At 54.6% G+C, this 14693-nt stretch carries 1 protein-coding gene (only partly in view); it reads left to right on the forward strand.

Features of this window, described 5'->3' with window-relative positions:
* Window positions 1–14693, forward strand: the beginning of a protein-coding gene (locus AC0VYI_RS09880; protein ID WP_475449030.1) for an Ig-like domain-containing protein. The gene runs 17899 nt beyond the window's last position; 14693 of the gene's 32592 nt are visible here — the first part of the coding sequence; its start codon is at window positions 1–3; the stop codon falls past the right edge of the window.

Consider the following 14693-nt stretch of genomic DNA (forward strand, 5'->3'; position numbering starts at 1 on the left):
ATGAGCGACAATCAGACTTCTTTTGCAACACTGGGTAGCCCAATTGGCTTTTTCTCTCAAGTAAGTGGAACCGTCATTGTTCGATCATTAGATGGAAAAGAGCGTGTAGTGCACGTCGGTGATCCTATTTATTACGGTGAGACGGTTGTAACCGGAGCAGGTGACAGCGCCACCATTAGTTTTGTTGATGGTACTCAAGTAGTTATAGGCGGGCAGTCCGTTGTTGAAATGAACGATGAGGTTTACACGCCGGGTGATGCCTCTACGTTAGCTCAAGACTCATCAACAGACGCAAACTCACTCCAACAAGCCATTTTAGCAGGGAAGGACCCGACCTTAATTCAAGACGCTCCAGCGGCGGGTAACGAAGTTATTGTTAGTGAACAAAGTGCTGATATTGTCTCAGTAGAACGTGTTAATGATACAGCCACGCCAACCTACGGCTACGATACAAATAACAGCTTTATTTCGAGCACAGGCGGTAATGACACAACCTCTACACCGTCAAGAGAGCGTGCCACCTCAGTTATTAGCGTGACTGGTACAACCACAGGAGATGATACTTCCCCAGTGGTTAATGTGACGCGGGTTTCAGATGCAAGTGCGACAGAAGGGCAAAATGTTTCCTTTGGGGTGACCCTTTCTGGCACCACAGCTACAGCGCAGACATATACGCTAACTTTATCTAATATAACAACGAGTTCGAGTGATTTATCTGCTTCTGGCATTACATTTACCAATGGTGTAGTGAACAATAATAATGGCACGATTACCGTGCCCGCAGGCGTAACGAATTTTACCGCTAATGTTCCCACGGTTGATGATAAGACTAATGAGCCGAATGAGACCTTCACGTTGACCATTGGTGGCGTTAGTGGAACTGGAACCATCATTGATAACGACGTTTCTAAACCTGTTATTGAACTGGCGCCATCCAGTGATACGGGCGACTCATCTACAGATGATTTAACGAACGATACCACCTCCACCTTTAACTTAACGAATGTTGATAGTGATGCTACAACCGTTGAAGTGTTTAAAGGGACAACCAAACTTGGTAATGCCACTCAAGATGCTAATGGAAACTGGACATTTACCGCGAGCAACGGCCAGTTAACAGAAGGGGCCAACTCTCTTACTGTAAAAGTAACCGATGCTGGAGGAAATACGGCCACATCTGATCCACTCACCGTGACGTTGGATACTGTAGCGAGTGCGGGGATAACGGTTAATCCTATTGCTGGCGATGATGTGTTGGATGCTGTGGAAGCGGCAGGTACCGTTGTAATTAGTGGTACTGTTTCTGGCGATGCGGCGGTAGGTGATACCGTTACCTTGTCTATTAACGGTAATAGTTCACAATATTCAGGTCTCGTATTCGAGGCGGCTGATGGCAGTTTGACTTATAGCATCAATGTTGCGGGCAAAGACTTAGTGGGTAATAGCCGTGTAGAAGCCAGTGTTTCTGGTACGGATGCTGCTGGGAATGTTTTTAACGCGACGTCATCCCCAAGCGATGGCGTCTATCAAGACAAAAGCCTTGTTATTGCCAGTCTTGATGATAATGGCTTCACGCCTGAGGGTGAGAACGCTATTTTTAGCCTTTCTTTAAATCAAGCTTCTCCAACCGATGTCACCGTTAAGTTGACGACGAACTTTATTACTGCCAGCGCCAATGATATTGGCACAATGACAGCTAGCTATGTTGATTCTAATGGCAAAACTCAGTCGTTGGTAATCAACCCTGATGGTACGCTAACCATTCCCGCAGGTGTGACAAGTGTTGCCTTAAGCGTTCCGACCATTGATGACTCAACTTCAGAAGGAAATGAAAAATTCAGCGTACACGTTGACGGTGTGACAGGTGTTACGGCTGATGACAATGCCACCACCACTATTATAGATAATGACGGCGAACCTAAGGTTACTGGCGTCAGCTCTGCTGTTAATGCTAGTGGTAGTGCTGTTGAAGAAGGCGAAACAGCAACATTCACCGTAAGTTTGAGCAATGCTAGCAGTACTCCTCAAACATACTCATTTAGCTTAGGTAGCAGTGGTGATAGTGCCACAAAAGGAACTGACTACAGCAACAGCGTAACATTCAGCAATGGTGTCAGCTTGAGTGCTGATGGTAAGAGTATCTCTGTTCCGGCGGGCGTGACGGCGTTTACCGCAACAGTGCAAACTATTGATGACACGACCCATGAAACGAAAGAGACCTTTACGTTAAACGTAGGAGGTCAATCTGGTGTTGCAACCATTATTGATAATGATGTTTTAGCCCCAACGGTAACGATCCTAGACGGAGCGGAGATCAACGCGACAGAAGCGAAAGATGGCGTTCAGTTGAAAGTGGACGTGGATGCGGTGACGCTGAAAGCGGGCGGTTCGGTGACGTTGACCATCGACAATGGCGGCACTGAGCACGAAGTGACGTTGACTCAGTCAGCTATGACAGAGGACAGCGCCAATGATAACGAGTACACCTATAAAGAAGGCGAGGTGACGTACAGCTACAACGCGACGACAGGCACGATCACGTGGACCGAAGCGACGCCAGCGGAAGGAAAAACGATCGATGTGAAAGCGACGCAAACGGACGTTGATGGCAACGTGTCGAAAGAAGGCGAAGCCAGCGCGGTTGTGGACACGGTGTTCGGAGACGGCGATCAAGAGAGCGCGACGTTTGCACCGAAGGTAACGATCCTAGACGGAGCGGAGATCAACGCGACAGAAGCGAAAGATGGCGTTCAGTTGAAAGTGGACGTGGATGCGGTGACGCTGAAAGCGGGCGGTTCGGTGACGTTGACCATCGACAATGGCGGCACTGAGCACGAAGTGACGTTGACTCAGTCAGCTATGACAGAGGACAGCGCCAATGATAACGAGTACACCTATAAAGAAGGCGAGGTGACGTACAGCTACAACGCGACGACAGGCACGATCACGTGGACCGAAGCGACGCCAGCGGAAGGAAAAACGATCGATGTGAAAGCGACGCAAACGGACGTTGATGGCAACGTGTCGAAAGAAGGCGAAGCCAGCGCGGTTGTGGACACGGTGTTCGGAGACGGCGATCAAGAGAGCGCGACGTTTGCACCGAAGGTAACGATCCTAGACGGAGCGGAGATCAACGCGACAGAAGCGAAAGATGGCGTTCAGTTGAAAGTGGACGTGGATGCGGTGACGCTGAAAGCGGGCGGTTCGGTGACGTTGACCATCGACAATGGCGGCACTGAGCACGAAGTGACGTTGACTCAGTCAGCTATGACAGAGGACAGCGCCAATGATAACGAGTACACCTATAAAGAAGGCGAGGTGACGTACAGCTACAACGCGACGACAGGCACGATCACGTGGACCGAAGCGACGCCAGCGGAAGGAAAAACGATCGATGTGAAAGCGACGCAAACGGACGTTGATGGCAACGTGTCGAAAGAAGGCGAAGCCAGCGCGGTTGTGGACACGGTGTTCGGAGACGGCGATCAAGAGAGCGCGACGTTTGCACCGAAGGTAACGATCCTAGACGGAGCGGAGATCAACGCGACAGAAGCGAAAGATGGCGTTCAGTTGAAAGTGGACGTGGATGCGGTGACGCTGAAAGCGGGCGGTTCGGTGACGTTGACCATCGACAATGGCGGCACTGAGCACGAAGTGACGTTGACTCAGTCAGCTATGACAGAGGACAGCGCCAATGATAACGAGTACACCTATAAAGAAGGCGAGGTGACGTACAGCTACAACGCGACGACAGGCACGATCACGTGGACCGAAGCGACGCCAGCGGAAGGAAAAACGATCGATGTGAAAGCGACGCAAACGGACGTTGATGGCAACGTGTCGAAAGAAGGCGAAGCCAGCGCGGTTGTGGACACGGTGTTCGGAGACGGCGATCAAGAGAGCGCGACGTTTGCACCGAAGGTAACGATCCTAGACGGAGCGGAGATCAACGCGACAGAAGCGAAAGATGGCGTTCAGTTGAAAGTGGACGTGGATGCGGTGACGCTGAAAGCGGGCGGTTCGGTGACGTTGACCATCGACAATGGCGGCACTGAGCACGAAGTGACGTTGACTCAGTCAGCTATGACAGAGGACAGCGCCAATGATAACGAGTACACCTATAAAGAAGGCGAGGTGACGTACAGCTACAACGCGACGACAGGCACGATCACGTGGACCGAAGCGACGCCAGCGGAAGGAAAAACGATCGATGTGAAAGCGACGCAAACGGACGTTGATGGCAACGTGTCGAAAGAAGGCGAAGCCAGCGCGGTTGTGGACACGGTGTTCGGAGACGGCGATCAAGAGAGCGCGACGTTTGCACCGAAGGTAACGATCCTAGACGGAGCGGAGATCAACGCGACAGAAGCGAAAGATGGCGTTCAGTTGAAAGTGGACGTGGATGCGGTGACGCTGAAAGCGGGCGGTTCGGTGACGTTGACCATCGACAATGGCGGCACTGAGCACGAAGTGACGTTGACTCAGTCAGCTATGACAGAGGACAGCGCCAATGATAACGAGTACACCTATAAAGAAGGCGAGGTGACGTACAGCTACAACGCGACGACAGGCACGATCACGTGGACCGAAGCGACGCCAGCGGAAGGAAAAACGATCGATGTGAAAGCGACGCAAACGGACGTTGATGGCAACGTGTCGAAAGAAGGCGAAGCCAGCGCGGTTGTGGACACGGTGTTCGGAGACGGCGATCAAGAGAGCGCGACGTTTGCACCGAAGGTAACGATCCTAGACGGAGCGGAGATCAACGCGACAGAAGCGAAAGATGGCGTTCAGTTGAAAGTGGACGTGGATGCGGTGACGCTGAAAGCGGGCGGTTCGGTGACGTTGACCATCGACAATGGCGGCACTGAGCACGAAGTGACGTTGACTCAGTCAGCTATGACAGAGGACAGCGCCAATGATAACGAGTACACCTATAAAGAAGGCGAGGTGACGTACAGCTACAACGCGACGACAGGCACGATCACGTGGACCGAAGCGACGCCAGCGGAAGGAAAAACGATCGATGTGAAAGCGACGCAAACGGACGTTGATGGCAACGTGTCGAAAGAAGGCGAAGCCAGCGCGGTTGTGGACACGGTGTTCGGAGACGGCGATCAAGAGAGCGCGACGTTTGCACCGAAGGTAACGATCCTAGACGGAGCGGAGATCAACGCGACAGAAGCGAAAGATGGCGTTCAGTTGAAAGTGGACGTGGATGCGGTGACGCTGAAAGCGGGCGGTTCGGTGACGTTGACCATCGACAATGGCGGCACTGAGCACGAAGTGACGTTGACTCAGTCAGCTATGACAGAGGACAGCGCCAATGATAACGAGTACACCTATAAAGAAGGCGAGGTGACGTACAGCTACAACGCGACGACAGGCACGATCACGTGGACCGAAGCGACGCCAGCGGAAGGAAAAACGATCGATGTGAAAGCGACGCAAACGGACGTTGATGGCAACGTGTCGAAAGAAGGCGAAGCCAGCGCGGTTGTGGACACGGTGTTCGGAGACGGCGATCAAGAGAGCGCGACGTTTGCACCGAAGGTAACGATCCTAGACGGAGCGGAGATCAACGCGACAGAAGCGAAAGATGGCGTTCAGTTGAAAGTGGACGTGGATGCGGTGACGCTGAAAGCGGGCGGTTCGGTGACGTTGACCATCGACAATGGCGGCACTGAGCACGAAGTGACGTTGACTCAGTCAGCTATGACAGAGGACAGCGCCAATGATAACGAGTACACCTATAAAGAAGGCGAGGTGACGTACAGCTACAACGCGACGACAGGCACGATCACGTGGACCGAAGCGACGCCAGCGGAAGGAAAAACGATCGATGTGAAAGCGACGCAAACGGACGTTGATGGCAACGTGTCGAAAGAAGGCGAAGCCAGCGCGGTTGTGGACACGGTGTTCGGAGACGGCGATCAAGAGAGCGCGACGTTTGCACCGAAGGTAACGATCCTAGACGGAGCGGAGATCAACGCGACAGAAGCGAAAGATGGCGTTCAGTTGAAAGTGGACGTGGATGCGGTGACGCTGAAAGCGGGCGGTTCGGTGACGTTGACCATCGACAATGGCGGCACTGAGCACGAAGTGACGTTGACTCAGTCAGCTATGACAGAGGACAGCGCCAATGATAACGAGTACACCTATAAAGAAGGCGAGGTGACGTACAGCTACAACGCGACGACAGGCACGATCACGTGGACCGAAGCGACGCCAGCGGAAGGAAAAACGATCGATGTGAAAGCGACGCAAACGGACGTTGATGGCAACGTGTCGAAAGAAGGCGAAGCCAGCGCGGTTGTGGACACGGTGTTCGGAGACGGCGATCAAGAGAGCGCGACGTTTGCACCGAAGGTAACGATCCTAGACGGAGCGGAGATCAACGCGACAGAAGCGAAAGATGGCGTTCAGTTGAAAGTGGACGTGGATGCGGTGACGCTGAAAGCGGGCGGTTCGGTGACGTTGACCATCGACAATGGCGGCACTGAGCACGAAGTGACGTTGACTCAGTCAGCTATGACAGAGGACAGCGCCAATGATAACGAGTACACCTATAAAGAAGGCGAGGTGACGTACAGCTACAACGCGACGACAGGCACGATCACGTGGACCGAAGCGACGCCAGCGGAAGGAAAAACGATCGATGTGAAAGCGACGCAAACGGACGTTGATGGCAACGTGTCGAAAGAAGGCGAAGCCAGCGCGGTTGTGGACACGGTGTTCGGAGACGGCGATCAAGAGAGCGCGACGTTTGCACCGAAGGTAACGATCCTAGACGGAGCGGAGATCAACGCGACAGAAGCGAAAGATGGCGTTCAGTTGAAAGTGGACGTGGATGCGGTGACGCTGAAAGCGGGCGGTTCGGTGACGTTGACCATCGACAATGGCGGCACTGAGCACGAAGTGACGTTGACTCAGTCAGCTATGACAGAGGACAGCGCCAATGATAACGAGTACACCTATAAAGAAGGCGAGGTGACGTACAGCTACAACGCGACGACAGGCACGATCACGTGGACCGAAGCGACGCCAGCGGAAGGAAAAACGATCGATGTGAAAGCGACGCAAACGGACGTTGATGGCAACGTGTCGAAAGAAGGCGAAGCCAGCGCGGTTGTGGACACGGTGTTCGGAGACGGCGATCAAGAGAGCGCGACGTTTGCACCGAAGGTAACGATCCTAGACGGAGCGGAGATCAACGCGACAGAAGCGAAAGATGGCGTTCAGTTGAAAGTGGACGTGGATGCGGTGACGCTGAAAGCGGGCGGTTCGGTGACGTTGACCATCGACAATGGCGGCACTGAGCACGAAGTGACGTTGACTCAGTCAGCTATGACAGAGGACAGCGCCAATGATAACGAGTACACCTATAAAGAAGGCGAGGTGACGTACAGCTACAACGCGACGACAGGCACGATCACGTGGACCGAAGCGACGCCAGCGGAAGGAAAAACGATCGATGTGAAAGCGACGCAAACGGACGTTGATGGCAACGTGTCGAAAGAAGGCGAAGCCAGCGCGGTTGTGGACACGGTGTTCGGAGACGGCGATCAAGAGAGCGCGACGTTTGCACCGAAGGTAACGATCCTAGACGGAGCGGAGATCAACGCGACAGAAGCGAAAGATGGCGTTCAGTTGAAAGTGGACGTGGATGCGGTGACGCTGAAAGCGGGCGGTTCGGTGACGTTGACCATCGACAATGGCGGCACTGAGCACGAAGTGACGTTGACTCAGTCAGCTATGACAGAGGACAGCGCCAATGATAACGAGTACACCTATAAAGAAGGCGAGGTGACGTACAGCTACAACGCGACGACAGGCACGATCACGTGGACCGAAGCGACGCCAGCGGAAGGAAAAACGATCGATGTGAAAGCGACGCAAACGGACGTTGATGGCAACGTGTCGAAAGAAGGCGAAGCCAGCGCGGTTGTGGACACGGTGTTCGGAGACGGCGATCAAGAGAGCGCGACGTTTGCACCGAAGGTAACGATCCTAGACGGAGCGGAGATCAACGCGACAGAAGCGAAAGATGGCGTTCAGTTGAAAGTGGACGTGGATGCGGTGACGCTGAAAGCGGGCGGTTCGGTGACGTTGACCATCGACAATGGCGGCACTGAGCACGAAGTGACGTTGACTCAGTCAGCTATGACAGAGGACAGCGCCAATGATAACGAGTACACCTATAAAGAAGGCGAGGTGACGTACAGCTACAACGCGACGACAGGCACGATCACGTGGACCGAAGCGACGCCAGCGGAAGGAAAAACGATCGATGTGAAAGCGACGCAAACGGACGTTGATGGCAACGTGTCGAAAGAAGGCGAAGCCAGCGCGGTTGTGGACACGGTGTTCGGAGACGGCGATCAAGAGAGCGCGACGTTTGCACCGAAGGTAACGATCCTAGACGGAGCGGAGATCAACGCGACAGAAGCGAAAGATGGCGTTCAGTTGAAAGTGGACGTGGATGCGGTGACGCTGAAAGCGGGCGGTTCGGTGACGTTGACCATCGACAATGGCGGCACTGAGCACGAAGTGACGTTGACTCAGTCAGCTATGACAGAGGACAGCGCCAATGATAACGAGTACACCTATAAAGAAGGCGAGGTGACGTACAGCTACAACGCGACGACAGGCACGATCACGTGGACCGAAGCGACGCCAGCGGAAGGAAAAACGATCGATGTGAAAGCGACGCAAACGGACGTTGATGGCAACGTGTCGAAAGAAGGCGAAGCCAGCGCGGTTGTGGACACGGTGTTCGGAGACGGCGATCAAGAGAGCGCGACGTTTGCACCGAAGGTAACGATCCTAGACGGAGCGGAGATCAACGCGACAGAAGCGAAAGATGGCGTTCAGTTGAAAGTGGACGTGGATGCGGTGACGCTGAAAGCGGGCGGTTCGGTGACGTTGACCATCGACAATGGCGGCACTGAGCACGAAGTGACGTTGACTCAGTCAGCTATGACAGAGGACAGCGCCAATGATAACGAGTACACCTATAAAGAAGGCGAGGTGACGTACAGCTACAACGCGACGACAGGCACGATCACGTGGACCGAAGCGACGCCAGCGGAAGGAAAAACGATCGATGTGAAAGCGACGCAAACGGACGTTGATGGCAACGTGTCGAAAGAAGGCGAAGCCAGCGCGGTTGTGGACACGGTGTTCGGAGACGGCGATCAAGAGAGCGCGACGTTTGCACCGAAGGTAACGATCCTAGACGGAGCGGAGATCAACGCGACAGAAGCGAAAGATGGCGTTCAGTTGAAAGTGGACGTGGATGCGGTGACGCTGAAAGCGGGCGGTTCGGTGACGTTGACCATCGACAATGGCGGCACTGAGCACGAAGTGACGTTGACTCAGTCAGCTATGACAGAGGACAGCGCCAATGATAACGAGTACACCTATAAAGAAGGCGAGGTGACGTACAGCTACAACGCGACGACAGGCACGATCACGTGGACCGAAGCGACGCCAGCGGAAGGAAAAACGATCGATGTGAAAGCGACGCAAACGGACGTTGATGGCAACGTGTCGAAAGAAGGCGAAGCCAGCGCGGTTGTGGACACGGTGTTCGGAGACGGCGATCAAGAGAGCGCGACGTTTGCACCGAAGGTAACGATCCTAGACGGAGCGGAGATCAACGCGACAGAAGCGAAAGATGGCGTTCAGTTGAAAGTGGACGTGGATGCGGTGACGCTGAAAGCGGGCGGTTCGGTGACGTTGACCATCGACAATGGCGGCACTGAGCACGAAGTGACGTTGACTCAGTCAGCTATGACAGAGGACAGCGCCAATGATAACGAGTACACCTATAAAGAAGGCGAGGTGACGTACAGCTACAACGCGACGACAGGCACGATCACGTGGACCGAAGCGACGCCAGCGGAAGGAAAAACGATCGATGTGAAAGCGACGCAAACGGACGTTGATGGCAACGTGTCGAAAGAAGGCGAAGCCAGCGCGGTTGTGGACACGGTGTTCGGAGACGGCGATCAAGAGAGCGCGACGTTTGCACCGAAGGTAACGATCCTAGACGGAGCGGAGATCAACGCGACAGAAGCGAAAGATGGCGTTCAGTTGAAAGTGGACGTGGATGCGGTGACGCTGAAAGCGGGCGGTTCGGTGACGTTGACCATCGACAATGGCGGCACTGAGCACGAAGTGACGTTGACTCAGTCAGCTATGACAGAGGACAGCGCCAATGATAACGAGTACACCTATAAAGAAGGCGAGGTGACGTACAGCTACAACGCGACGACAGGCACGATCACGTGGACCGAAGCGACGCCAGCGGAAGGAAAAACGATCGATGTGAAAGCGACGCAAACGGACGTTGATGGCAACGTGTCGAAAGAAGGCGAAGCCAGCGCGGTTGTGGACACGGTGTTCGGAGACGGCGATCAAGAGAGCGCGACGTTTGCACCGAAGGTAACGATCCTAGACGGAGCGGAGATCAACGCGACAGAAGCGAAAGATGGCGTTCAGTTGAAAGTGGACGTGGATGCGGTGACGCTGAAAGCGGGCGGTTCGGTGACGTTGACCATCGACAATGGCGGCACTGAGCACGAAGTGACGTTGACTCAGTCAGCTATGACAGAGGACAGCGCCAATGATAACGAGTACACCTATAAAGAAGGCGAGGTGACGTACAGCTACAACGCGACGACAGGCACGATCACGTGGACCGAAGCGACGCCAGCGGAAGGAAAAACGATCGATGTGAAAGCGACGCAAACGGACGTTGATGGCAACGTGTCGAAAGAAGGCGAAGCCAGCGCGGTTGTGGACACGGTGTTCGGAGACGGCGATCAAGAGAGCGCGACGTTTGCACCGAAGGTAACGATCCTAGACGGAGCGGAGATCAACGCGACAGAAGCGAAAGATGGCGTTCAGTTGAAAGTGGACGTGGATGCGGTGACGCTGAAAGCGGGCGGTTCGGTGACGTTGACCATCGACAATGGCGGCACTGAGCACGAAGTGACGTTGACTCAGTCAGCTATGACAGAGGACAGCGCCAATGATAACGAGTACACCTATAAAGAAGGCGAGGTGACGTACAGCTACAACGCGACGACAGGCACGATCACGTGGACCGAAGCGACGCCAGCGGAAGGAAAAACGATCGATGTGAAAGCGACGCAAACGGACGTTGATGGCAACGTGTCGAAAGAAGGCGAAGCCAGCGCGGTTGTGGACACGGTGTTCGGAGACGGCGATCAAGAGAGCGCGACGTTTGCACCGAAGGTAACGATCCTAGACGGAGCGGAGATCAACGCGACAGAAGCGAAAGATGGCGTTCAGTTGAAAGTGGACGTGGATGCGGTGACGCTGAAAGCGGGCGGTTCGGTGACGTTGACCATCGACAATGGCGGCACTGAGCACGAAGTGACGTTGACTCAGTCAGCTATGACAGAGGACAGCGCCAATGATAACGAGTACACCTATAAAGAAGGCGAGGTGACGTACAGCTACAACGCGACGACAGGCACGATCACGTGGACCGAAGCGACGCCAGCGGAAGGAAAAACGATCGATGTGAAAGCGACGCAAACGGACGTTGATGGCAACGTGTCGAAAGAAGGCGAAGCCAGCGCGGTTGTGGACACGGTGTTCGGAGACGGCGATCAAGAGAGCGCGACGTTTGCACCGAAGGTAACGATCCTAGACGGAGCGGAGATCAACGCGACAGAAGCGAAAGATGGCGTTCAGTTGAAAGTGGACGTGGATGCGGTGACGCTGAAAGCGGGCGGTTCGGTGACGTTGACCATCGACAATGGCGGCACTGAGCACGAAGTGACGTTGACTCAGTCAGCTATGACAGAGGACAGCGCCAATGATAACGAGTACACCTATAAAGAAGGCGAGGTGACGTACAGCTACAACGCGACGACAGGCACGATCACGTGGACCGAAGCGACGCCAGCGGAAGGAAAAACGATCGATGTGAAAGCGACGCAAACGGACGTTGATGGCAACGTGTCGAAAGAAGGCGAAGCCAGCGCGGTTGTGGACACGGTGTTCGGAGACGGCGATCAAGAGAGCGCGACGTTTGCACCGAAGGTAACGATCCTAGACGGAGCGGAGATCAACGCGACAGAAGCGAAAGATGGCGTTCAGTTGAAAGTGGACGTGGATGCGGTGACGCTGAAAGCGGGCGGTTCGGTGACGTTGACCATCGACAATGGCGGCACTGAGCACGAAGTGACGTTGACTCAGTCAGCTATGACAGAGGACAGCGCCAATGATAACGAGTACACCTATAAAGAAGGCGAGGTGACGTACAGCTACAACGCGACGACAGGCACGATCACGTGGACCGAAGCGACGCCAGCGGAAGGAAAAACGATCGATGTGAAAGCGACGCAAACGGACGTTGATGGCAACGTGTCGAAAGAAGGCGAAGCCAGCGCGGTTGTGGACACGGTGTTCGGAGACGGCGATCAAGAGAGCGCGACGTTTGCACCGAAGGTAACGATCCTAGACGGAGCGGAGATCAACGCGACAGAAGCGAAAGATGGCGTTCAGTTGAAAGTGGACGTGGATGCGGTGACGCTGAAAGCGGGCGGTTCGGTGACGTTGACCATCGACAATGGCGGCACTGAGCACGAAGTGACGTTGACTCAGTCAGCTATGACAGAGGACAGCGCCAATGATAACGAGTACACCTATAAAGAAGGCGAGGTGACGTACAGCTACAACGCGACGACAGGCACGATCACGTGGACCGAAGCGACGCCAGCGGAAGGAAAAACGATCGATGTGAAAGCGACGCAAACGGACGTTGATGGCAACGTGTCGAAAGAAGGCGAAGCCAGCGCGGTTGTGGACACGGTGTTCGGAGACGGCGATCAAGAGAGCGCGACGTTTGCACCGAAGGTAACGATCCTAGACGGAGCGGAGATCAACGCGACAGAAGCGAAAGATGGCGTTCAGTTGAAAGTGGACGTGGATGCGGTGACGCTGAAAGCGGGCGGTTCGGTGACGTTGACCATCGACAATGGCGGCACTGAGCACGAAGTGACGTTGACTCAGTCAGCTATGACAGAGGACAGCGCCAATGATAACGAGTACACCTATAAAGAAGGCGAGGTGACGTACAGCTACAACGCGACGACAGGCACGATCACGTGGACCGAAGCGACGCCAGCGGAAGGAAAAACGATCGATGTGAAAGCGACGCAAACGGACGTTGATGGCAACGTGTCGAAAGAAGGCGAAGCCAGCGCGGTTGTGGACACGGTGTTCGGAGACGGCGATCAAGAGAGCGCGACGTTTGCACCGAAGGTAACGATCCTAGACGGAGCGGAGATCAACGCGACAGAAGCGAAAGATGGCGTTCAGTTGAAAGTGGACGTGGATGCGGTGACGCTGAAAGCGGGCGGTTCGGTGACGTTGACCATCGACAATGGCGGCACTGAGCACGAAGTGACGTTGACTCAGTCAGCTATGACAGAGGACAGCGCCAATGATAACGAGTACACCTATAAAGAAGGCGAGGTGACGTACAGCTACAACGCGACGACAGGCACGATCACGTGGACCGAAGCGACGCCAGCGGAAGGAAAAACGATCGATGTGAAAGCGACGCAAACGGACGTTGATGGCAACGTGTCGAAAGAAGGCGAAGCCAGCGCGGTTGTGGACACGGTGTTCGGAGACGGCGATCAAGAGAGCGCGACGTTTGCACCGAAGGTAACGATCCTAGACGGAGCGGAGATCAACGCGACAGAAGCGAAAGATGGCGTTCAGTTGAAAGTGGACGTGGATGCGGTGACGCTGAAAGCGGGCGGTTCGGTGACGTTGACCATCGACAATGGCGGCACTGAGCACGAAGTGACGTTGACTCAGTCAGCTATGACAGAGGACAGCGCCAATGATAACGAGTACACCTATAAAGAAGGCGAGGTGACGTACAGCTACAACGCGACGACAGGCACGATCACGTGGACCGAAGCGACGCCAGCGGAAGGAAAAACGATCGATGTGAAAGCGACGCAAACGGACGTTGATGGCAACGTGTCGAAAGAAGGCGAAGCCAGCGCGGTTGTGGACACGGTGTTCGGAGACGGCGATCAAGAGAGCGCGACGTTTGCACCGAAGGTAACGATCCTAGACGGAGCGGAGATCAACGCGACAGAAGCGAAAGATGGCGTTCAGTTGAAAGTGGACGTGGATGCGGTGACGCTGAAAGCGGGCGGTTCGGTGACGTTGACCATCGACAATGGCGGCACTGAGCACGAAGTGACGTTGACTCAGTCAGCTATGACAGAGGACAGCGCCAATGATAACGAGTACACCTATAAAGAAGGCGAGGTGACGTACAGCTACAACGCGACGACAGGCACGATCACGTGGACCGAAGCGACGCCAGCGGAAGGAAAAACGATCGATGTGAAAGCGACGCAAACGGACGTTGATGGCAACGTGTCGAAAGAAGGCGAAGCCAGCGCGGTTGTGGACACGGTGTTCGGAGACGGCGATCAAGAGAGCGCGACGTTTGCACCGAAGGTAACGATCCTAGACGGAGCGGAGATCAACGCGACAGAAGCGAAAGATGGCGTTCAGTTGAAAGTGGACGTGGATGCGGTGACGCTGAAAGCGGGCGGTTCGGTGACGTTGACCATCGACAATGGCGGCACTGAGCACGAAGTGACGTTGACTCAGTCAGCTAT

It is taken from the genome of Marinomonas sp. 63XJN7_9_ISO-PGPR-S23-217 (assembly GCF_056173515.1).